This window comes from Devosia sp. LjRoot16, from assembly GCF_964252795.1.
Lineage (GTDB): Bacteria > Pseudomonadota > Alphaproteobacteria > Rhizobiales > Devosiaceae > Devosia_A.
Genome location: NZ_CAXUPH020000001.1, coordinates 1,796,571 through 1,818,086, shown reverse-complemented (window position 1 = coordinate 1,818,086; position 21,516 = coordinate 1,796,571). Strand labels below are relative to the sequence as shown.

Here is a 21,516-nt window from a genome sequence, read left to right as displayed (position 1 = left end):
CCGCAAGGGGGAGGGATACCAAAGCACTAGCATCTCGGCTGGCGTCTCCCTCCCCCTGTTTGAGGGGGAGGGGACAGGGGTGGGGGTCAGCCCGCGCCGGACACAGTAACTGTCACGCCGCCGCCGGAAACACCCGCCAGCGCTTCGGCCTGAACGCGATCCGGGTCTTTTCGCCGGCCGGGTGGTCGAATGGCAGATCGATTTCCACACGCTCCGGCAATCCGCCGATCTCGAGTTCGACGCGCCGGGTGCCGCCGACCCGGCGCGAGGCGACGACCACCCCGGCGAGCGCGGCGCCCACTCCGTCCTCGACCAGCTCGACATCATGCGGCCGGAAGAACAGGCTGGCTTCGCCGACGGCATCATTGGGCGCCGGCAACCCGATGGCGCGGCCGCCGACCCACAGCTCATGGTTCTCCACCGTCACCGGCAGCGAACTCGACTCGCCGATGAACGAGAAGACGAATGGCGAGTTCGGGCGGTCGTAGACGTCGTCGGGGGTGCCGACCTGCTCGATCTTGCCCTGGCTCATCACCACCAGCCGGTCGGCCAGCTCCAGCGCCTCTTCCTGGTCGTGCGTCACGAACACCGTGGTGTGGCCGGTACGATCATGGATCTCGCGCAGCCATTTGCGCAGTTCCTTGCGCACCTGGGCGTCGAGCGCACCGAACGGCTCGTCGAGCAGCAGCACGCGCGGCTCGATGGCCAGCGCCCGCGCCAGCGCCACGCGCTGCCGCTGGCCGCCCGAAAGCTGCTGCGGGAAGCGCTTCTCGAGCCCGCTCAGCTGCACCAGGTCGAGCAGCTCCATGGCGCGACGGCGGATCTCGGCTTTGGGCGGACGGGTGGCGCGCGGCCGCACCTTCAGCCCGAACGAGATATTGTCGAGCACCGTCATGTTGCGGAACAGCGCGTAGGCCTGGAACACGAAGCCGACATTGCGCTCCTGCACCGTCTTTGATGACGCATCCTCGTCGCCGAAGAAGATGCGGCCGGCGGTCGGCATTTCGAGCCCGGCGATCAACCGCAGCAGCGTGGTCTTGCCCGAGCCTGACGGCCCCAGCAGCGCAATCAGTTCGCTCGATTTGACCTCGAGCGACACGTCGTTGAGCGCCGGGTAGTGCGAGAATTCCTTGCGGACGGTGTCGACGCGGATATCCAAACTGGGAGGCCCTTTTCTTCTGCTCAGTCGCGCTAATGTCGGCGAGTGCCTGCGAGTTCGTCGCCGAAGCGGTACTCGAGGATGGTTTTGAACACCAGCGTCACCAGCGCCAGCATGGCGAGCAGCGAGGCGATGGCGAAGGCGGCGGTGAAGTTGTACTCGTTGTAGAGGATTTCGATGTCGAGCGGCATGGTCGTGGTCTTGCCGCGGATATGGCCCGAAACCACCGACACCGCCCCGAACTCGCCCATGGCGCGGGCATTGCAGAGCAGCACGCCGTAGAGCAGCCCCCATTTGATGTTGGGGAGCGTCACCCGGATAAAGGTCTGCCAGCCGGTGGCGCCCAGCGACAACGCCGCTTCCTCGTCGGTATTGCCCTGGTCCTGCATCAGGGGGATCAGTTCGCGCGCAATGAACGGGAAGGTGACGAAGATCGTCGCGAGCACGATGCCCGGCACCGCGAAGATGATCTCGATATTATAGGCCTTGAGCAGCGGATGCAGCGCACTCTGCGCCCCGAACAGCAGCACATAGACCATGCCCGAGACCACCGGCGACACCGAGAACGGCAGGTCGATCAGCGTGGTGAGGAAGCTCTTGCCCCAGAACTCGTATTTGGCGACGCACCAGGCGGCGGCAATGCCGAACACCAGGTTGAGCGGCACCGCGATCGCCGCCACCAGCAGCGTCAGCACGATCGCCTGCTGCGACTGGCGATCGGCGAACGCCGCGAAATAGGTATCGGCGCCTTTGCGGAAGGCTTCGGTAAACACCAGCACCAGCGGCAGCACCAGCACCGCCGCCATGAACACCACGGCGATACCGATCAGCAGCCGCCGGATCCACACCCGCTCGGTGGTCGGCCTTGTGTGCTCCTCGGGGGGAATGAGCCGGCGGCTGTCGTAGATGACATCAGGCTCAAACATTGCCGAACCTCCGGCGGGCCCAGGCCTGGATCAGGTTGATCACCAGCAGCATGACGAAGGCGATGATCAGCATGATGCCGGCAATGACCGCCGCACCCGCCTGGTCGAACTCCTCGAGCTTGATGACGATCAGCACCGGGGCGATCTCCGAGATGTTGGGCAGATTGCCGGCGATGAAGATTACCGAGCCGTATTCGCCGACCGCACGGGCGAAGGCCAGCGCAAAGCCGGTGAGCAGCGCCGGGGTGAGCCGCGGCAGGATCACGCTGGTGATGGTCTGCCAGCGATTGGCGCCGAGCGTCGCGGCGGCTTCCTCGAGTTCCTGCTCGAACTCCTCGAGCACCGGCTGCACCGTACGCACCACGAACGGCAGGCCGATGAAGATCAGCGCGATGACGATACCGGTCGGGGTGTAGGCGATTTTCCAGTTGAGCGACAACTCACTGAGCCCGAACGGCAGCCAGGTCTGGCCATGCCACCACTGCCACAGCGCTCCCTTGTCGGAGAACAGCGAGCCGACCCAGCCCTTGGGGGCATAAAGCGTCGAAAGCGCGATGCCCGCCACCGCCGTCGGCAGCGCGAACGGCAGATCGACAATGGCGTCGAGCAGCCGCCGGCCCGGGAACTTGTAGCGCACCAGCACCCAGGCGACGATGATGCCGAACACCACGTTGACCAGCGCCGCGATCAGCGACGAGCCGAAGCTCACCTCCAGCGCCTTGAGGGTGCGCGGCGAGGTGGCGATCCTGATGATCTGCTCGAGCGGCGTCGTTGCCGCCTTGAGGAACAGCCCGGCGATCGGGATCAAGACGATCAGGCTGAGATAGAGGATGGTGTAGCCGAAGGTCAGCCCGAACCCCGGGATGACGCTGGGCTTTACAAAGCTCCACCCCGCTCGCGCGGGGTGGGATGACTTTCCGGAGGCGCCGCGAGGCGCCCCTGCCACTGCATTACTGCGCAGGGGTGTAGACCTGGTCAAAGATGCCCCCGTCCCCGAAATGCTTGGGCTGCGCCGTCTTCCAGCCGCCGAAAAGCGGATCATCAATAGAGATCAGATCGATCTTTGGGAAGGCTTCGACCAGCGCCTGGTCGGTGACGACGGACGGGTCGGACGGGCGATAATGGTTCTTGGCCGCCAGCGTCTGGCCCTCGGGTGAGTAGAGATATTCGATATAGGCCTTGGCGAGATCGGCGGTGCCGTGCGCCTCGACGTTCTTGTCGACGATGGCGACCGGCGGCTCGGCGAGGATCGACGACGGCGGATAGACCACGTCGAAATTGTCAGCGCCGAATTCGTCGAGCACCAGGAACGCTTCGTTTTCCCAGGCCAGCAGCACGTCGCCCAGTTCCTTCTGTGCGAAGGTCACGGTCGAGCCGCGGGCGCCGGTATCGAGCACCGGCACGTGGCTATAGAGCTGCTTGATGAAATCGGCGTTCTTGGCTTCGTCGCCGCCGAAGGCCTTGTTGGCGTAAGCCCAGGCCGCGAGGTAGTTCCAGCGCGCCCCACCCGAGGTTTTCGGGTTCGGGGTGATGACTTCGACGCCGTCCTTGACCAGGTCGCCCCAGTCGTTGATCGCCTTCGGGTTGCCCTTGCGGACGAGGAACACGATGGTCGAGGTGTAGGGCGTCGAGTTGTTGGCGAACTCGGAGCGCCAGTTGGCGTCGATCAGCCCCGACTTCTCGGCTATGGCGTTGATGTCGCCTTCCAGCGCCAGGGTGACGACATCGGCAGAAAGCCCGTCGATCACGGCCTGGGCCTGCTTGCCCGAGCCGCCATGGCTCTGCTCGATGGTGACGCTGCCGCCGGTGGTGTCTTTCCAGTGCTTGGCAAACGCCTCGTTGAACTGCGCGTAGAGTTCGCGCGTCGGGTCGTACGAGACGTTGAGCAGGGTCTGATCCTGGGCGCGGGCAGTGATTGCGCCGGTGAAGGCGAGCGCCACGGCGAGGCCGCCAAGCGCGAGAATTCTGGCCGTTCTCTTCATCATGTCCTCCTGGTGAAGATTAACTACCGTAACTCTACCTGGTCAGTCGGCATTCTCAAGGAAGCCGCAGGTTGCGGCGGCGCGACGAAGCGGAAAACCTTTCTCTGCGAAGGCTACCAGCAGCACCGCCATTGCGCAAACCTCGATTCCACCCCTGTGGATGAGCATGGCTTTGCGCGAAGTGAAACCGCGTTCAGTCGCGGGATCAGCAATAAACGCGCTGGGGCGCAGGCGGGTTGCAGGGACTGATGGGCTGGTGGCTGCGGACCCCCACCCTTGATCCCTCCCCGCAAGGGGGAGGGAGACGCAGACCGCGATGTCGGTGTGAGGGTCTCCCTCCCCCCTGCGGGGCTTCGAGCCGGCCGAAGGCAAAATCGCTCCAGTGGAGCGATTTTAGGGGAGAAGGCCTTGAGAGCTATGCTCGAATGGCTGGGACAGGGGTGGGGGTCCACAGCCACCGGCGTGTCAGCTACGGGAGCGCCTAAGCCAGCACGTCGTTGGCCACCACGGCATCGGCCAGCGTGGTGCGGTCGAGCACTTCGCGGGTGGCGATGGTGACGCGGGCGAAGACGTGGCGGATCTCGCAGCTCGATTCCTCGGCGCAATCGACGCAGCGGCGATAGGCGATCTTCGAAAGGCACGGCAGCGGGGCGATCGGCCCGTCGATCAGCCGCAGCACTTCGCCGAACGTTACCTGCTCGGGCGCCCGCAGCAGCACATAGCCGCCGAGCCGGCCGCGGCGGCTCATCACGATGCCGGCGCGCTTCAACTCCAGGAGGATCTGTTCGAGGAACTTCTTGGGGATCGCCTGGCCACGCGAAATCTCCGAGATCATCAGCGACTCGCCGGCCGGGATCTTGGTCAGGGCCACCAGCGCCCTCAGCGCGTATTTTGCCTTCTGCGAAATCATCGCGGGCGGAATCCGGAACGGCCGCCAACTCGGCCGTTACTCTTGGCTATAGCGCTCCCGGCGTGAACAAACCATTGCGTCCTGCTACGTGGGGCTATGCCTTCTCTTCTTCAGCCACCGGCGGGGGGACTTCCGGGTTGAACGGCGAGCCTGGGGTGGTGGCCGGCCTGTCGGGACGCGGCGCTGCCGGCTCGGATACGGGCGGCGCTTCGGGCGCGACGTCTTCGACCGGCGCGTCCAGCGCCTCGAGCTCGGCGATTTCCTCGGCGTCGACGGCCTCGGGGTCAGTCTCGTCCGGCTCTTCGCCGTAGGCGGAGACCAGCGCCGGCGGCTCGGCCGGGCCGCTGTCGACGTGCTGCACTTCAGCCTGCGCCGCCTCGATCGCTTCGGCCAGCAGGTTCGGGTCGGACGGCAGCTTTGGCGTCGTCGCAACGGCTGCGGCGACCAGCGGCGCCAGCACCGACTCGACAGCGTCTGACGCGGTGATCTCGGCCACCGCCTTGCTGTCGCGGTTGATCACATCGACCATGCCGAGACCGATCTCGCGCTCGCCCAGGATCACCACATCGGCGCCGAGCGTCTTCAGGTGCGTCTCTTCCTCGTCGGAATGGGCACGCGCCACGATCAGCACCTTGGGGTTTTGCTTGCGCGCCTGCTCGACCGCCTGCCCGGCCTCGAAGGCATTGGGGATGGCGATCACCACCGTGATCGCCTCGGCAACATTGGCGAGGGTCAGCACCTTGGAGGCGGCAGCGTTGCCCACCACCACCTCGATGCCCAGCGCCCGCGCCGCGTTGACGCGTCCCTCGGCGTCTTCGACCACGAGGAACGGCGTCTTCGCCTCGAGCAGCGCTTCACCCACCACCGAACCGACCCGGCCGAAACCGACGATGATGACGTGCCCGGACTGCCCGGTGGGCACCTGCGTCGCCTCGGCCTCCTGCGGCACTTCCGGGGCGGCGGCGCGCGGCGCGCTCGCCACCAGGTCGGGCTCGGTGCGTTCCGCCGCGGCGGCAACCACCTCCGGCCGGCCAAACCGGCTCTCGAGCGCCGGACGAAGCATATCGAGCACGAAGAAGATCAGCGGGTTGAGGATGATCGAGATGATCGAACCGGCAAGGATCAGGTCGCGCCCCTCCACCGGCAGGATGCCCAGCCCGACGCCGAGCGCTGCGAGGATGAACGAGAACTCGCCGATCTGCGCCAGGCTCGCCGAAATGGTCAGCGCCGTGCCGACGGGGCGCTTGAACGCCACCACGATCAGGAACGCCAGCACCGACTTGCCGAAGATGATGATGAACACCGTCCCCAGCACCGGCAACGGATCGGTGACGAGGATCATCGGATCGAACAGCATACCGACCGCGACGAAGAACAGCACCGCGAAGGCGTCGCGCAGCGGCAGGCTTTCCTGTGCGGCGCGATGGCTGAGTTCGCTTTCGGAAAGGATCATGCCAGCAAAGAACGCGCCGAGCGCCAGCGACACGCCGAACAGGTATGCCGCGCCCGCCGCTACGCCCAGTGCGATGGCCAGCACCGCAAGGCGGAACAGCTCGCGGCTGCCGGTATGGGCCGTGTAGTGGAGAATGAACGGGATCACCCGGCGCCCCACCACCAGCATGAAGCCGACAAAGGCGGCGAGCTTCACCACCGTCACCGCCAGGATGCCGAAGATGTCGAGATGGATGGAGAAGATGTTCTCGACGAAATCGACGAACGGGTCGTGCAGCGCCGCCCCTTCGACCCCGTTGATCGAGGCAATCGCCGGGATCAGCACCAGCGCCAGCACCATCGCGAGATCCTCGACGATGAGCCAGCCGACGGCGATGCGGCCCTTTTCGCTGTCGACCATGTGCCGGTCCTGCAGCGCCTTGAGCAGCACGACCGTCGAGGCGACCGACAGCGCCAGGCCGAAGAGCAGGCCGGCGCCGAGCCCCCAGCCGAGCAGGGTCGCAAGACCCAGCCCCATGATGGTAGCGCCGCCGATCTGGACGATGGCGCCCGGTATGGCGACGGCGCGCACGCTCAACAGGTCCTTGAGCGAGAAATGCAGGCCCACGCCGAACATCAGGAGGATCACGCCGATCTCGCTGAGCTCGGTGGCGAGCTCCGCATCGGCGACGAAGCCCGGGGTGAACGGCCCGACCAGCACGCCTGCCACGAGGTACCCGACCAGCGGCGGCATGCGGAGGCGGTTGGCGATCGCGCCGAGGATGAATGCCAGCACCAGACCCGCAACGATCGTCGAGATCAGGGGTGTGCTATGCGGCATCGGCAAGATCTCCGGCGGGGGTTACCCCAAAACTGGTTGAAAGCGGCTGAGAGCCTTGAAGATGAGGCATCGGCCGCCCCGCTGCAACCCAATGAGACCGGGAAAACTGCGGCAAAATCATGTGGGTGCGGGACAATCGCTCCGACTTTCGTCGAAAGCGCGGTTTCTCCGCCGGTCGCTGCTACGCCTGGCCCGCCATCACCAGCTTGATCTCACCGAAACCGGGCGTGCCGGCAATCGCCGCCGGCACCTCGTCGAGGCGGATGGTGCGGGTGATCAGCCGGTCGAGCGACAGGGCGCCGACGGCGATCAGCTCGGCGGCGCGCGGATGGGTCAGTGGGTTGAGCCAGGCGCTTTCGAGCCTCAACTCCTTGGTGAGGAGCTCGAACGGCGCCAGCGCCACCTGTTCGCCTTCGGGCACCACGCCGAACAGCACCACGGTGCCGCCACGCCGCGCCACCGCAATCGACTGGCGAACCGTCTCCCCCACCCCGGCGCACTCAAACACCACATCGGCGCCACCAGGCAGGAGCGCCGCGATCGTCACCACCGGATCGGCCCCCGCGTCGACCGCATGATGTGCGCCGAGCTGCAGCGCCAGGGCACGGCGCGGCGCCTGCCGGGTCGACAGCACCACCGCGCCGGCACCCGCCAGCAGCGCCAGTTCGACCATCAGCAGACCGATCACCCCGCCGCCGAGGATCACCACCGAGGCGCCGGGCGCAATGCGCGCCACATCGATGGCATGCAGGCAACACGAGACCGGCTCGCAGAATGCCCCATGCAGCGGATCGAGCCCCGGCGGCAGCGCCACGGCCTGCCCGGCAGGGACCAGCACATACTCGGCGAAACCGCCGTCACGATGGACGCCAATGGCACTGAGCCCGGCGCAGAGGTTGGGCCGGCCGGCGAGGCAATCGGCGCAGGCTCCGCAGGAAATGTTGGGGTCGCCGGTGACCCTTGTGCCGATGCGGAACCCCTCGACCGCCGCCCCGGCTTCCTCGACAAGGCCGGAGAATTCATGCCCGAGCGTCACCGGCTTGGTCGTCGGAAACTCGCCTCGGAACATGTGGCGGTCCGAGCCGCAGATGCCGCAGGCTTCGACGCGGACCAAGAGGTCATGCGGCCCGGGCGTCGGCCGCGGCACCTCCTCGACGATCAACCGTTCCGGCGCATGTAGCCGCACTGCCCGCATCTCGATGCCTCCCGATCATGCCATCATGGAACAAGCCGGTGGCGCCGGCCAAGCCCCCTGCTCCGGCGCCATCCCCGCGAAAGCGGGGACCTCTGTTTTCTTTGCCAGCATCGCAAACGGAGGTTCCCGCTTTCGCGGGAATGACCCGGTGCGGGTGTCGACAACCATTGATCCGACGCTAGATCATCAGCCGGTCGATCTTTTCGGCGAGTTTGGTGTCCTTTTCGGTGAGCCCGCCGGCCGAGTGAGTGGTGAGCGTGATCCGCACCTTGTTGTAAACGTTCGACCATTCGGGATGGTGGTCCATCTTCTCAGCGGCGAGCGCCACCCGGGTCATGAACGAGAAGGCTTCGGAAAAGCTCTTGAACTTGAAATCATGGCTGATCGCGTCGGCCTGTGGATCATAGATCCAGCCGTTGAGCTTCAAGAGGGCGGCTTCACGCGCGGCAGGCTCGAGCTTTTCGACCATTATCATTTCCTCTTTGCAACGAGTCGGGAGATTGGGGCCGCATAACGCCCGATCCGTGGCAAAGGGTTCCGACGCCCCCATCAGGGACGCCGGATCGGTTCAGGCTTTTGAACGCTCAAACACTCAGCGACGCCGCATCGCCCGGCACGATGCGCGAGACGCGGCCGCGCTCGACCCCGCCGGCATCGACATAGCCGATGCGGCCCGGCTCGACATCGATCTGCCAGCCGGCGCTCGGGCCATCGATCCAGTCGACATGGTAGCCGGTGTCGGTCAGCCGCCATTGGCCGGTGCGCCGGGTGCCGTCAGGCAGCGCCATGAACGCCTCGTCGGCGGTGCGGTAATAGATCGCCGCCTCCTTGCCCGGCGCCATCTCGACATAGTGCGTGCTGCCCACCAGCAGCGCGGTGAGGGTGTTTCTATCCTTGACGATCATCTGTGCATCCTTTTCGCGGGCCCGCTGGCGACCGGCATGGCGCCGTGCTAGTCAAGCGACTTGACGATTTACCTGCGGGACGGAATTTGGTCAAGCACCTTGACGATAATGATCTCACCAGCATCGATCATATCGGCCTCGCCCTGTGGCGGGCAGCACAGGGCTGGCGCAACCACATGCGCGCCGAACTGGCGGCCCGCGGCTATCCCTGGCACCAGAGCGCCGCCGGCGAAGTGCTGGCGCATCTGGGCCCCTCCGGCATTTCGCAGGCGCTGCTGACCGAGCGCATGGGGTTGAGCAAACAGGCGGTGCAGCAGCTGGTCGATCAGCTCGAGGCGCAAGGGGTGGTCGGCCGTGCACCCGACCCCAGTGATGGCCGGGCCAAGCGGATCGTGCTGACCGAGCTGGGCCTCGCCGACTTTGCCGAGCGCAACAAGGTGAAGCGGCTGATCGAAAAGCAATATCGCGAGAAGCTGGGGCCGGAGGCGTTCACGGCGCTCGAGGCGGCGCTGGCCAAGCTCGCCGACTGACCAACACGGGGTTCGAACCAGGGATGGACGGCGCATGAACGAAGACATCCTCCACACCATCGCCGGCATCGCCATGACGCTGGCGGGCCTTTCCGGTCTCGTCATCTTCTTCCGCCAGCAGGGGCTGCGAAACTGGTCTTCGGCCGAGCGGCGCTATCTATGGTTCCTGATCGGCGACAGCTTCCTTGTCGTGCTGTTCGCGCTGCTGCCGGCGCCGATGCTGCTCGCTGGCTGGTCCGAACCCACGATCTGGACGGTGTGCAGCGCCCTGCTCGGGGTCTGGTTCATCGTCGCCAACGTCGTGGCGCTGCGCGGCGAGCTGCGCGACAAAAAGCACGGCCAGCTCGACGTCATTCCGTTCGTGACCCCGATGCTCTACGGCCTCTCCGCCCTCGCCGTGCTGATCGGCGTGGCGCTGTGGCTGTCGGTGTTCGATGTCATCGTGCCACGCGGCCAGGCCATCTACGTGACGGGGCTGTTGATGCTGCTGGCACTGGCAGCGCTCGAGTTCATGTTCTTCGTCGGTCGAGCCTCGCTGCGCGACCCGCCGGCGCAGCAGCCCAGCGACGATCCGACGATTGCGATCGATCCACCCAACAAAGCATAAACCATTCGAGCAATTGCTGCGCTGGAACAGGGTTTTGCGACGACGCAAAAGGGCGGCCGCTCGCTGCCGCGAAAGCAGGCATTAACGCCTCGCCGGGCACAATCATTACACCTTGGTGAGGTCTATGTTCGAGCCAGCGCATAAGTCACTGCCGCCTGTCGATTACGTGTCGATGATCCGGTCGCTCTACGCGGACCGGCGCGTCATGATGCTTGGCGCCCTGTCGTCGGCGCTGGTCGCCGCGGTCGCCGGCATTGAAGGCAACTCCTGGGTGCTGCTCGCCGTCGCCATCGGCTTTGCCATTGTCGGCATCGCCCGCGACATCGATATGCGCGCCTTCGAACGCGCCGACCTCGCCGACGACGACGTTACGACCGCCACCCACTGGGAGCTGCGCGCCACCATCGGCGCCGCCGCCATCGCCGGGCTTTACGCCTTCTGGATGAGCTACAGCTTCCTCGTGGTGAACACCCCGTTCGCCGAGATGAGCTCGCTCTCGGTCACCGTGGCGGTGCTGGTGGGCGTTGCCGGCCGCAACTTCGCCATCGACCGGCTGGTCACCAGCCAGGTCATCCTGATCGGCGCCGGCATGGCCATCGGCATGCTGTTCGACGGCACGCTGCATACCGCCATGCTGAGCGTGGTGCTGATCGCCTTCGTCGTCTCGCTGCGCAAGGTTTCGGCCAATATCCGCGCCATCCTGCTGCGCGCTGTGCATGGTCGCATCGAGGCGACCCGCCTTGCCTCCGAACTCGACACGGCGCTCGAAACCATGCAGCACGGCCTCTGCATGCTCGACGAGAACGGCCTGATCGCCGTCGCCAACGATCGCGCCGAGTTGGTGTTCGGCAGCTTCATGCCGGGCAACTGGGCCGGCCGGCCGTTCGCTGCGATGATCTCGGCCGCCGCCGCGCGCGGCACCATCCCGCAGCGTTCCGCCAGCCAGCTGATGGATACGGTCGACGCCGGCGATGGCGGCAAGGTGGTGCTGCGCCTCTCCGACGGGCAGTTCTGCGAAGTCACTGTGTCGTCGCGCCTCGACAAGACCGTGCTGCTGTTCGAAGACATCACCGAGCGCGTCAAGGCCGAAGAGCGCATCAACTACATGGCGCATTACGACACCCTGACCGGGCTGCCGAACCGCGCCTATTTCACCGAGCAGGTCGAGGCCGACCTCGAGCGCCGGCGCCACCACGGCGACAAGCGCCCCAACGACATGGCCATGCTGATGATCGTCGACATCGACGACTTCAAGCACGTCAACGATACCCTGGGCCACCTGATCGGCGACCGCGTGCTGATCGAGACCTCCGAGCGGCTGAGCCGCGTCTTGGGCCGCGACAGCCTCGTGGCGCGGCTGGGCGGCGACGAGTACGTGGTCTATCGCTCGGGCGGCGTGCAGCTTTCCGATACCGTTACCGACCCCGAAGCGATCCTCGGCGGCTTCCGCGGCCCGTTCGAGGTCGAGGGCGAGGTGTTCTCGGTCAACGTCTCGGTCGGTGTGGTGACCCTCACCGACGGCAGCGACGATCTCGACGCCCTGATGACCAAGGCGGACCTCGCGCTCTACAAGGCCAAGGCGCTGGGCAAGGGCCGCAGCCAGGTGTTCCACGACGAGATGGACACCGACTACCGCTACCGCCAGCGGCTGAAGGCCGAACTGAAGCAGACGGTGGCCGACGGCGCGCTGTCGCTGGTGTTCCAGCCCATCGTCGATCTGCAGACCCGGCGCGTGGTGAGCTGCGAGGCGCTGGCGCGCTGGCACCACCCGGAGCTGGGCTCAATCCCGCCCTCGCTGTTCATCCCGATCGCCGAGGAAACCGGCCTCATCTCCGAGATCAGCCGCTGGGTGCTGGCGACCGCTACGGCCGAATGCCGCAACTGGCCCGAGGAAGTCTCGGTGTCGGTCAACATCTCGGCCCGCGACTTCCGCAATGCGGACGTCGCCGGGATGGTGAAGACCGCCCTCACCAGCTCCGGCCTCGCGCCGCACCGGCTCGAGATCGAGGTCACCGAGACCGCAGTGATCGAAGAACGCGCCGCCGCCACCAAGATCCTCGCCAAGCTGGCGAAGCAAGGCATCGGCATCGCGCTCGACGATTTCGGCACCGGTTACTCGTCGCTGAGCTACCTGCAGGCCCTGCCCTTCACCAAGCTGAAGATCGATCGCAGCTTCGTCATGGACATTGCCGAGAACCCGCGCTCGCTGAAGCTGCTGTCCAACGTCGCCCAGCTCGGCAAGGACATCAACCTCACCGTCACCGCCGAAGGCGTCGAGACCGAAGAGCAGCTCAACCTGATCGCCACCCATTCCAAGGTCGACCAGATCCAGGGCTACCTGTTCGGCGTGCCACTGCCACGGCGCGAAGTCGCCGAGCTCATCGACCGCATGGCGGCCCGCGCTACGCTCGAGCGCGTGCTGACCGTTGGTACGACAAACCGCAAACGTGGTTAAGACGCCTAAACTCTTCTGAAATCTGAGGGATTCGGCGCTGGCCCTGGCGCTGTCCGTGCTTATGCGTAGGCGGCGCGGCGGCCGTGCGCATTTGGCAATTTTATTATGCCTAACGAAAGGTTAAACTCTGTTTGAAAGTTGCGGAGTTCCCTATGCGTTCGGACGTGGAAGGTTCGGCAGCGACGTCGGCTGCTCCGGTGTCTCGCTTCGCCGGCACGCTCATGGAGATACTGGACCGCGTTGAGTATTCGCGCGTCCGTATGGATGTCACCGACAATCCAATCTATCGCTTGCGCTACGAAGCCTATCGTCGCGAAGAATCCGTGCCGTTCAACGATGCCGGTATTGTGGTAGACGACCTCGATACTGCGCCTAACGGCATGAGTTTTGGTGTTCATATCGACGGCGAGCTGGTCAGTTCTATCCGGCTGCATCACGTCAGCGCCAAACATCCTTTCGGCCCGTCGATGAAGAGTTGCCCGGACGTGCTCGAGCCGCTGCTGGCGCGCGGCGAAACCTTCATCGACCCCTCGCGCTTCACCGCCGACTACGAGGCCTCGCTCGCCTACCCGGCGCTGCCGTTCCTGACGCTCAGGATCGCGGTGATGGCGTCGCTGTTCTTCAAGGCCGATGCCTGCCTGGCGCTGGTGCGGCCCGAACACACGGCATTCTACCGCCGGGTCTTCGGCTCCGAGGAAATGTCGGACGTGCGGGTCTATCCCGGCCTCGCCTTCCCGGTGGCGCTCTACGGCGCCTATGTGAACACCAAGCTGCCGGCGACGCTGCGCCGCTACCCGTTCTTCATGTCGACCGAGGAAGAGCGCGAAAAACTCTTCGCCCGCGCCATGGACGAACACTTCGAAGCCCCGCAACGCGCCAGCTCGCGCCTCGCCTACGAGCGGGCCCTGCTGGAGTCACAATTCGGCGGGCAGGCGGCGGAGTAGGCCGCAGTATCTGAGCGTGGGGCACCCCCACCCTAGCTTCGCTAAGGCTTCGCCTAGCTGCGCTACCCTCCCCACAAGGGGGAGGGACGGCGCAAGAACCGAACGCGCAGTACGCGTCTCCCTCCCCCTTGTGGGGGAGGGATCAAGGGTGGGGGTGGGCCCCACGCTCTGGCTTAGGTGCCGCTCAAGCCTCCGGGATCCACACCACCATCGAGCCCTGCCCACGGTTGGCCCACAGGTAATAGGGTAGCGCGGTAAGCGTTGCCGGGGCTTCCCTGGGCGGGCTGGTGCGGTAGAGCGGCTTGAACTCGGCTTCGTCCACCGCCTTGCCGCCGGCCGTCAGCTGGATGATGCCGTCGAACAGGCTCGACTGCTTGATCGCGATCTCGCTCTGTCGTGGCAGCTTGAAGCGCTGCACCGTGCCGCCCGGGTTGTCGGCTTCCTCGAGGCAGTAGACCAGGGGGCCGCGGGTCAGCGCCACACGGCCGACATCCATCACCACGTGCGGGTTGGCATAGACGCGCTCGACCGGCATCGGCAGCTCGAGGCTGATCTTGTCGCCCTTTGTCCAGCTGCGGCTGATGGTGGCATAGCCGTTGACCGGGCTGAGCTGCACCGCCTCGCCATTGACCCTGGCCGTGGCGCCCTTGCACCAGCCCGGGATGCGAAGCTTCACCTCGAACGCCTTCTCCGTCGCCGGATCGATCTCGATGGCGATGTCGCCCGACCACGGATAGTTCGAGACCTCGCGCACCGCCACTTCCGTACCGCCGACATCGAGCTTGGTCGAAATGCCGCCATAGAGGTGGAAGGCGATGCCGTCGGGCGCAGTCGAAACGAAGTAGCCGCCGACCGAGGCGACCAGCCGGCTGACATTCATCGTGCAGCACGGGCAGGTGTGCCAGTCCCAGCGGGTGGGTGTGCCGTTGCTCTCCAGCGGGTTCATGTAGAAGTAGTGCTCGCCGTCGCGGCTGAGGCCCGACAGCGCGCCGTTGAACAGCGCCGTCTCCAGCACATCGGCATATTTGCCGTCGAGATCGAGGTGCAGCATGCGCTGCGCCCAGAAGATCAGCGCCACCGAGGCGCAGGTCTCGGCATAGGCGGTCTGGTTGGGCAGATCGAAATCGAAGGTGAAGCCCTCGTTATGCGCCGACGGCCCGAGGCCCGCCGTCACATACATCTTGGTCTCCATCACGTCCTTCCACAGCGTCTCGCACGCCGCCTTGAGGCCCGTGTCGTTCAACTCGACCGCCAGATCTGCCATCGCCGTGTACATGTACATGGCACGCACCGCGTGCCCGACCACCTTGTCCTGGCTGCGGACCGGCTTGTGCGACTGGCTGTACTCGTACGTGCCCTGCACGTAGCGCTGCCACTCCCAGCCCTTCTTCTCGCGCTCTTCGCGCTCGACGTCGAAGTAATGCGGGTTGGGATTGCCGCGCTCGTTGATGAAGTAGGCAGCCAGGTCGAGGTGCTTCTTTTCCTTGGTCAGGTGATAGAGCTTGATCAGCGCCAGCTCGATCTCCTGATGTCCGCAGTAGCCGCGCTTCTGCCCCGGCCCGGTGCCGAAATTGGTCCGGATATGCTCGACATAGCGCTCCATCACCTCGAGCCAGCGGCGCCGGCCGGTGGTCTCGTAATAGGCGATGGCGCCTTCCAGCATGTGGCCGGCATTGTAGAGCTCGTGGTTGTCGCGCATGTTCGACCAGCGCTTCTCCGGCTCGCGCCCCAGATACCAGCAGTTGAGGTAGCCGTCCGGCGCCTGCGCCTTCTCGAAATCGTCGACGATCGCCTCGATCTTTGCCTCGATATCGGCATCACGCTTGTGGCTCAGCGCATAGGCGGCGGCCTCGATCCACTTGCCGATGTCAGAATCCCAGAACACCTGCACGGTAAAGCCGTTGGCATGGCGCGGAAAGCGCAGCGGCGGCGGCGGGTTGGGCAGCTTCAGCGAGTTGAGATAGCCATATTCGACGAGCTTCTTGTGCTGGCTGGGAATGGTGCGGGCGAGCACGGTGTCGAGCCGTTCTTTCCAGAATTCGCCTTCGAGGCGGACATCGACGAAACGCACCGGATGATACTGGCTCATTGCAACTCCTCTTGGCCCAGCCGCCGAGCGAGCGGCCGGGTGTCTGAATTCAACTGGTCGTGCCGGTGGACTCGCGCACCACCAGCGTGCACGGCAGCCGGCGGATCCCCCGCACCGTCTCGCCGCCGATCATCTCGATCAGCAGCCGCCCGGCCTCGTGGCCGAGCGCCGAAAGGTTCATGTCGACGCTGGTGAGCGGCGGCCGCGCCGCCGCGGTCATCACATCCCAGTTGTCGAAGCCGGCCACCGCCACTTCGCCCGGCACCGCGATGCCGCGTTCCCGCAAGGCATCGACGACACCGCGGGCAATCAGGTCGTTGCCACAAAAGATCGCATCGGGCCGATCGGTCTTGCCGTCGAACAGCGCCGCGACAGCGTCGCGTCCCCAGGCCTCGGTCCATTTGCCCGAGAGATAGAACTCAGGATGCGCGGTGAGCCCGAGCTCGGCCAGCGCCGAGAGGTAGCCGCGACGCCTGAGCTGCACCGCCTCGAAATGCTCGGGCCCGGTGATATGTGCAATCCGCCGCTTGCCCACTTCGCCCAGGTGCCTGACCGCCAGCCGCGCCCCGCCCTCGTCGTCGGGCAACAGGCACAGCGCATCGCGATCGTCGGCTTGCGAAAACACATAGATCACCGGCAGCCCGGCAGGCAGCGGGCCGACCGGCGGCCGCTTGTCGGCGCGGCGGGCAGTGACCACCAGCCCGTCGATACGTTTGCCGAGCAATTGATCGAGATGCTGCCGCTCGCGTTCCGGGTCGTCGGTGGCATTGCACATGAAAATGGCGATGCCCCGGTCGGCGAACACCTCTTCGAGCGCCTGGAAGATCGGCAACGTGAAGCGGCCGAACGAGTCGGTGGAAAGCACCCCTACGGTCATCGAGCGGGTGCGGTGCAGGCTCTGCGCCATGTCGTTGGGGCGATAGCCGATCTCGCGCGCCACCGTCGTGACCTTGTCGCGCGTCTCCTGCCTGAGCCGCCCGTTCGAGTTCAGTGCCTTGGACGCCGTGCCGATCGACACGCCGGCAATCCGCGCCACGTCGCGAATGGTCGGGCCATGGCGGCCGGTGCGTTCATTTGCTGGGGGGCTGGACAAGGGATCTGGCTCGTCGGTCATCGGGGTCCTACTTCACGGCTCCCGCGAGGAGGCCCGAAACATAGTACTTCTGCAACATCAGGTAGATGCCGACGCAGGGGATAACCGAGATCGTCACCCCGGCCTGCAGCATGCCCCAGTCGGTGCCGCCAAGGCTGGTTTCGGTGCGTGCCGCTGCGAGGATCAGCGGCAGGGTGAAGCTGTCCTGCCGGTTCATCATCACCAGCGCGCCGAGGAACTCGTTCCACGAGGTGATGAAGGCGAACAGCGCCACCGTGATCATTGCCGGCACCACCGAGGGCAGGCAGATGCGGACCAGCACCTGGAACGAGTTGCAGCCATCGATCACCGCCGCTTCCTCCAGTTCGATCGGCACCGCTTCGAAGGCGTTGCGCATGATGTAGAGCGAGAATGGCAGCTGGATCGCGGTGTGGATGATGGCGAGGCCGATCAGCGAGTTGGTGAGCTTCAGCTGCGCGAACATCAGAAAGATCGGCGTCAGCAGCGCCTGGTAGGGGATGATCAGCGCCAGGAGCAGGAAGACGAACAGCAGCTCCTTGCCCGGGATCGGGAAGCGCGCCAGCGCGTAGCCGGCCGGCACGGTGAGCAGCAGCGAGAAGGCGATCGCCATGAAGGCGGTGCCGAATGAGTTGAGCAGGTAGACCGGCAGCCCGGCCTGGTAGACCCAGAGCTTCAGGTAGCTGTCGAGGCTCCAGCTCTGCGGCACATAAGTTGGCGGCACCGCAGCGGCTTCGGCGGTCGATTTCACCGAGGCCAGCACCGAGGCGAGGAGCGGCGCCAGCATGACGACGCAGATGACGAGGCACGCCGCGCCGACCAGGTATTTGGTGCGGCCGCGCCACAAGCGCCCCAGCATGCCATAGCCGGCGGCCGTCTCGTCTATGCTCTGGGCGAGATCGGCACTCATCAGGCATGGCTCCGGCGGGTCAGCAGCATCTGGATGATGGTGAAGACGAGAATGATGACGGCAAGGATCAGCGACAATGCCGCGCCATAGCCGAGCTTCAGGTAGGGGAACGAGTTGAGATAGACGTAGAACACCGAGGTGGCGGTGAGGTTCTGCGGCTGCCCGGCGGTCATGATGTAGAACTGGTCGAAGGCCAGCAGCGAGCCGATCACCGAGATCAGCGTCACCAACAGCACGGTCCGCAGCGTCAGCGGCAGCGTCACCTGGGTCAGCCGCTGCCACGGGCTCGCGCCATCGACCATCGCTGCTTCCGACACCTCGGGCGGGATCGCCTGGATGGCGGCAACGAACAGGATCATGCCGAAACCGAGCACCTTCCACACCACCGAGACGATGATCGCCCAGTTCGAGCGGTCGGCATCGACGCCGAGCCAGATCACCGCCTTGTCGATCAGGCCGAAATCGAGCAGCAGCCGGTTGACGAAGCCGTAGTCGGTGGAGAACAGCCAGTACCAGAGCAGGCTCGAGGCCCCGAGCCCGATCACCACCGGCACGAACACCACGGCGCGGGTGAAGCGGCGGAGCGGTGTATTCTTCACCGTCAGCAGTGCAATGGCATAGCCACCGATCATCAGGATCGGGGTGATCAGCAGCGTATATTTGAGGGTGAAACCCAGCGACACCCAGAACTGCTTGTCGTTGAATGCCTTGGTGAAATTGTTGAGCCCGATGAACTTCGGCGGCGTGATCAGCGACCACGAGTTGAGCGACACCCAAAGCATCTGGCCCAGCGGCCAGGCGGTGAAGGCAGCGACGAACGCCAGCGCCGGCGCGAGGTAGAGAAGGCCCGTGAGCCGATTGGATCTGGTCGAGTAGATGCTCATGGGCGCTTGGTGTCCTCGGCGAGAGGGAAGTGAGCGGTGCTTCACCGGGACGAAGCACCGCCAGGATGTGGGCCGTGCTTACTCGGCCGCGATATCCTTCATCTGCTGCTTGGCGTCGGCGATGATCGTATCGATCGGATCATCGGTGTAGTAGACGCGCTGCAGCATCTGCAGCCACGGGCCCTGCGGCGAGTTGATCAGCTCGAAGAATTTCAGCGTATAGGGCGTGACGCCGATATCGATGGCCTTGGCCACGTCTTTGATCAGCGGCTCCTCGGCATAGTATTTGTTGTCCACCATGTCGCCGCGGGTCGTCATGTTCAGCATCTTGGCATAGACCTCGACCTGAACCTCGTCCGACAGGATGAACTTCATGAAGTCGACCGCGTCGGCGACGCGCTTGGAGCCCTTCGGCACGGTGACGATATCGCCGCCGGCAAAAGATGCCGTCTGGCCGGCCTCGAGGCCGGGCAGCAGGGTGATGCCGAAGTTCATGTTGGGGTTCTGCTCACGGGCGAGCGTGATGTTGAAATTGCCCGTACCCATCATCCCGACCTTGCCCGAGCCGAACTGCAGGTGGAAAGTCTCGCCGTTCTCGGCCTGATTGGCCGGGTTGATCAACCCTTCCTTGTGCATCATGCGGGCCCATTCGAGCACCTTGGGCACCGCGTCGCCAGTCAGCGGCTCGGCCGCAGCGTCGGCCGGCTCGATCGTGCCGCCCGAGGCCCAGATCAGCGGGCCGAAGGTAAAGATGTTGCATCCGGCGCAGTTGCCCGCCAGGTAATAGCCATAAGCTCCCTCTTCGATGCCGGTGATCTTCTTGGCGAAGTCATGGATCTCGGCGAGGCTCTTGGGTGGCACTTCCGGGTCGAGCCCGGCCTTCTTGAACAGGTCCTTGTTCCAGAACAGCGCCGAGACGTCCGCATAGAGCGGCACGCCATAGAGCTTGCCGTCATAGGTCGAGACCTTCATGTGACCAGGGCTCGCGGTCTTGATCGAAGCATCGTCGGCGAAATAGCTGGTGATGTCCTCGAGCTGGCCGGCCGCTTCGAACTGCGGCCCGTAGATCAGGTCGAGACCCATCAGGTCCGGCACCTCGCCCGAGGCGATCGACTGCGCCAGCTTGGGCACCATTTCGGTGTGCGGAATATAGGTCAGGACGATCTTGCGATCGGGGTTCTTCTCGTTCCAGGCAGCGACCAGCGCGTCCACCATGCCGGCATTGCCGCCCGAACGTTCCCACATCTGCAGGTCTTCGGCCCATGCCGACATCGGCATCGCCGCGAGCAGCGTGGCCATGGCCACCGCGCCCATCGTTAGTTTCTTCAGGTTCATCGGCTTCCTCCCTCGATTTGCCGTGCCGCCCTCCGGCCCCGCGACACGCAGGGTTCCTCCCGGGGAATGGCGAGGAAAAGCTTTTCCGGGTCGTTTCGCGGCAGGCACGTGATGGCCGGCTCACGAATGTGGGAAAAGCTTTTCTTGACTGCTTCGTCGCATGTTTTCCCGTCACGCACAAGGGTGAAGGAAAAGCTTTTCTCGGTGCACCCAGGAGAGGTGCTCCGACTTTACGTGCTGGGGGTCGATTCACTGCAATCACCCCAAACTCGGTGTCATCTGGTGGGCGGGAGAGAAGCTACCAGCTCGAAGATCCATCACCCCAAGCAAGGCAGGCTCGCGGCGACCGGCAAAGCCATCGTCCACTTTGCGGTCACAGCGTCAGGTACTGAACCCCAGCTGCTTCAGTTCCGCCACCCAGTCGACGACGTTCGTCACGGCGTGCTCGTCGGACAGAAACTCTTCGGCCAGCTCGGCGAGGCGCAGGGCCGATGAATAGAGCATCACCAGGTCGCGGTTGACCTTGATCCGCGCCAGTTCCTCGTAGCGCTCGATGATCCTCAGCGTCAGGTCGGCCGAGATCCAGTTCGTGTAGCTGAGGTCGCGGTGGCGCGAGCCGAAGCCGGAATCGGCGAAGTCGAACACGCCGTTGAGCATGCCGGTCTCATGGTCGAACGCCATGTTCCAGCCATGGCCATCGAAATAGCCGTAGACCAGTTCGTCGCCCTCAATGGTGAGCTTGCGGTACGCCGCCATGGTGCGCTTCACGAAACCCTTGTAGCCCCGCGGCAGCTTGGCCTCGGTCCGCACCAGGATCTCGTCCGGGCTCATCCACGGATCGACGCCGGTGGCGCCAACCGCCTGCATGCGGTTGAGCGGCAGCGCGTGGAGCTCTGCATAGAGCTGCGCCATGCGGGTCGCCAGCGCATTGCGCCGACCCTCGTCGAGCTCAAGGTATTGCGGCTTTTCCAGCGATGAGCCGGGGAGTTTCAGGTGCTGTGAGAACGGCACTGGCCCTTCATGCAGCACCATCTGCGGCAACGGCATGGTGACCCGCGGCTTGAGGAATGCCAGGAGCGCCACTTCCCGCCTGAGCCGCGCTTCGGCATCGGGATGACGGGCAAACTTGAAAATCCAGCCGTCACACTCGAGCGCGACACTGTCCCAGCCTTCGGTGAGGGGGACGAAATTGCCGCCCGCGAACTGCGGCAGGGTGCCGATCACCAGCGCGCGCAATCGCGCGATCTCCGCTGCCGGCACCCCCTCCATCGTCACGACTCCCCATCAAGCGGGCGCGAATCT

Annotated in this window: 18 protein-coding genes and 1 pseudogene; 4 read left to right on the top strand and 15 right to left on the bottom strand. The window is 65.1% G+C overall.

Going from position 1 to position 21,516, the window contains the following annotated elements; translation table 11 throughout:
* Window positions 1-112: 112 nt before the first annotated feature.
* From ACSQ23_RS08650 to ACSQ23_RS08610, 9 genes and pseudogenes are all read right to left on the bottom strand, one after another.
* The gene (locus ACSQ23_RS08650) at window positions 113-1,159 is read right to left on the bottom strand and encodes a sulfate/molybdate ABC transporter ATP-binding protein (protein WP_055875358.1); all 1,047 of its coding nucleotides are present in this window, start codon (window positions 1,157-1,159) and stop codon (window positions 113-115) included.
* A gap of 32 nt (window positions 1,160-1,191) precedes the next feature.
* Complete coding sequence (cysW, locus tag ACSQ23_RS08645) at window positions 1,192-2,085, bottom strand: sulfate ABC transporter permease subunit CysW (RefSeq protein ID WP_436090353.1); 894 nt, start codon at window positions 2,083-2,085, stop codon at window positions 1,192-1,194.
* Window positions 2,078-3,031, bottom strand: coding sequence for a sulfate ABC transporter permease subunit CysT (locus ACSQ23_RS08640; protein ID WP_055875356.1), 954 nt, complete (start codon window positions 3,029-3,031; stop codon window positions 2,078-2,080). Before ACSQ23_RS08640 ends, cysW begins: the two co-directional genes overlap by 8 nt.
* Window positions 3,032-3,035: 4 nt before the next feature.
* Entirely contained in the window at window positions 3,036-4,067 is a 1,032-nt protein-coding gene (locus tag ACSQ23_RS08635) for a sulfate ABC transporter substrate-binding protein (protein ID WP_436090352.1), read from the bottom strand.
* A 481-nt stretch (window positions 4,068-4,548) separates the two neighbouring features.
* Window positions 4,549-4,977, bottom strand: a complete 429-nt coding sequence (locus ACSQ23_RS08630) for an RrF2 family transcriptional regulator (RefSeq protein WP_055875353.1) — start codon at window positions 4,975-4,977, stop codon at window positions 4,549-4,551.
* Window positions 4,978-5,497: 520 nt separating this feature from the next.
* Window positions 5,498-7,249: pseudogene (locus ACSQ23_RS08625) on the bottom strand (cation:proton antiporter domain-containing protein); the annotation flags it as partial.
* Between the two features lie 181 nt (window positions 7,250-7,430).
* Window positions 7,431-8,444, bottom strand: a complete 1,014-nt coding sequence (locus ACSQ23_RS08620) for a zinc-dependent alcohol dehydrogenase family protein (RefSeq protein WP_436090351.1) — start codon at window positions 8,442-8,444, stop codon at window positions 7,431-7,433.
* A gap of 178 nt (window positions 8,445-8,622) precedes the next feature.
* Complete coding sequence (locus ACSQ23_RS08615) at window positions 8,623-8,913, bottom strand: 4a-hydroxytetrahydrobiopterin dehydratase (protein ID WP_055875348.1); 291 nt, start codon at window positions 8,911-8,913, stop codon at window positions 8,623-8,625.
* Between the two features lie 115 nt (window positions 8,914-9,028).
* Complete coding sequence (locus ACSQ23_RS08610; protein WP_436090350.1) at window positions 9,029-9,349, bottom strand: hypothetical protein; 321 nt, start codon at window positions 9,347-9,349, stop codon at window positions 9,029-9,031.
* 86 nt (window positions 9,350-9,435) lie between these two features.
* Here ACSQ23_RS08610 and ACSQ23_RS08605 point away from each other — a divergent pair, with 86 nt between their 5' ends.
* The 4 genes from ACSQ23_RS08605 to ACSQ23_RS08590 all read left to right on the top strand — a co-directional run bounded on the left by ACSQ23_RS08605 (window position 9,436) and on the right by ACSQ23_RS08590 (window position 13,885).
* Window positions 9,436-9,879: a MarR family winged helix-turn-helix transcriptional regulator gene (locus ACSQ23_RS08605; RefSeq protein WP_436090349.1), complete on the top strand. Its 444-nt coding sequence runs from the start codon at window positions 9,436-9,438 to the stop codon at window positions 9,877-9,879.
* Between the two features lie 34 nt (window positions 9,880-9,913).
* Window positions 9,914-10,486, top strand: coding sequence for a hypothetical protein (locus ACSQ23_RS08600; protein ID WP_436090348.1), 573 nt, complete (start codon window positions 9,914-9,916; stop codon window positions 10,484-10,486).
* Between the two features lie 124 nt (window positions 10,487-10,610).
* The gene (locus ACSQ23_RS08595) at window positions 10,611-12,941 is read left to right on the top strand and encodes a putative bifunctional diguanylate cyclase/phosphodiesterase (protein WP_055875336.1); all 2,331 of its coding nucleotides are present in this window, start codon (window positions 10,611-10,613) and stop codon (window positions 12,939-12,941) included.
* Window positions 12,942-13,093: 152 nt separating this feature from the next.
* Entirely contained in the window at window positions 13,094-13,885 is a 792-nt protein-coding gene (locus tag ACSQ23_RS08590; protein ID WP_156384442.1) for an N-acyl amino acid synthase FeeM domain-containing protein, read from the top strand.
* 184 nt (window positions 13,886-14,069) lie between these two features.
* Here ACSQ23_RS08590 and ACSQ23_RS08585 read toward each other — a convergent pair whose 3' ends face one another.
* The 6 genes from ACSQ23_RS08585 to ACSQ23_RS08560 form a co-directional block, all read right to left on the bottom strand.
* A complete protein-coding gene (locus tag ACSQ23_RS08585; RefSeq protein WP_436090347.1) occupies window positions 14,070-15,974 on the bottom strand; it encodes a glycoside hydrolase family 127 protein in 1,905 nt (634 codons plus the stop codon).
* Between the two features lie 49 nt (window positions 15,975-16,023).
* Window positions 16,024-17,067: a LacI family DNA-binding transcriptional regulator gene (locus tag ACSQ23_RS08580; protein WP_436090346.1), complete on the bottom strand. Its 1,044-nt coding sequence runs from the start codon at window positions 17,065-17,067 to the stop codon at window positions 16,024-16,026.
* A gap of 28 nt (window positions 17,068-17,095) precedes the next feature.
* Window positions 17,096-17,995, bottom strand: coding sequence for a carbohydrate ABC transporter permease (locus ACSQ23_RS08575; protein ID WP_436090345.1), 900 nt, complete (start codon window positions 17,993-17,995; stop codon window positions 17,096-17,098).
* A complete protein-coding gene (locus ACSQ23_RS08570) occupies window positions 17,995-18,879 on the bottom strand; it encodes a carbohydrate ABC transporter permease (protein WP_055875325.1) in 885 nt (294 codons plus the stop codon). Before ACSQ23_RS08570 ends, ACSQ23_RS08575 begins: the two co-directional genes overlap by 1 nt.
* Window positions 18,880-18,957: 78 nt before the next feature.
* Window positions 18,958-20,214: an ABC transporter substrate-binding protein gene (locus ACSQ23_RS08565; RefSeq protein ID WP_436090344.1), complete on the bottom strand. Its 1,257-nt coding sequence runs from the start codon at window positions 20,212-20,214 to the stop codon at window positions 18,958-18,960.
* Window positions 20,215-20,595: 381 nt separating this feature from the next.
* A complete protein-coding gene (locus ACSQ23_RS08560) occupies window positions 20,596-21,483 on the bottom strand; it encodes a phosphotransferase family protein (protein ID WP_436090343.1) in 888 nt (295 codons plus the stop codon).
* Window positions 21,484-21,516 lie beyond the last annotated feature (33 nt).

Coding starts and splice junctions, on each gene's coding strand:
- ACSQ23_RS08600 (WP_436090348.1), top strand. CDS start 9,914: ATGAACGAAGACATCCTCCACACCATCGCCGGCATCGCCATGACGCTG.
- ACSQ23_RS08590 (WP_156384442.1), top strand. CDS start 13,094: ATGCGTTCGGACGTGGAAGGTTCGGCAGCGACGTCGGCTGCTCCGGTG.
- ACSQ23_RS08560 (WP_436090343.1), bottom strand. CDS start 21,483: ATGGAGGGGGTGCCGGCAGCGGAGATCGCGCGATTGCGCGCGCTGGTG.
- ACSQ23_RS08620 (WP_436090351.1), bottom strand. CDS start 8,444: ATGCGGGCAGTGCGGCTACATGCGCCGGAACGGTTGATCGTCGAGGAG.
- ACSQ23_RS08565 (WP_436090344.1), bottom strand. CDS start 20,214: ATGAACCTGAAGAAACTAACGATGGGCGCGGTGGCCATGGCCACGCTG.
- ACSQ23_RS08585 (WP_436090347.1), bottom strand. CDS start 15,974: ATGAGCCAGTATCATCCGGTGCGTTTCGTCGATGTCCGCCTCGAAGGC.
- ACSQ23_RS08575 (WP_436090345.1), bottom strand. CDS start 17,995: ATGAGTGCCGATCTCGCCCAGAGCATAGACGAGACGGCCGCCGGCTAT.
- cysW (WP_436090353.1), bottom strand. CDS start 2,085: ATGTTTGAGCCTGATGTCATCTACGACAGCCGCCGGCTCATTCCCCCC.
- ACSQ23_RS08595 (WP_055875336.1), top strand. CDS start 10,611: ATGTTCGAGCCAGCGCATAAGTCACTGCCGCCTGTCGATTACGTGTCG.
- ACSQ23_RS08635 (WP_436090352.1), bottom strand. CDS start 4,067: ATGAAGAGAACGGCCAGAATTCTCGCGCTTGGCGGCCTCGCCGTGGCG.
- ACSQ23_RS08570 (WP_055875325.1), bottom strand. CDS start 18,879: ATGAGCATCTACTCGACCAGATCCAATCGGCTCACGGGCCTTCTCTAC.
- ACSQ23_RS08610 (WP_436090350.1), bottom strand. CDS start 9,349: ATGATCGTCAAGGATAGAAACACCCTCACCGCGCTGCTGGTGGGCAGC.
- ACSQ23_RS08630 (WP_055875353.1), bottom strand. CDS start 4,977: ATGATTTCGCAGAAGGCAAAATACGCGCTGAGGGCGCTGGTGGCCCTG.
- ACSQ23_RS08615 (WP_055875348.1), bottom strand. CDS start 8,913: ATGGTCGAAAAGCTCGAGCCTGCCGCGCGTGAAGCCGCCCTCTTGAAG.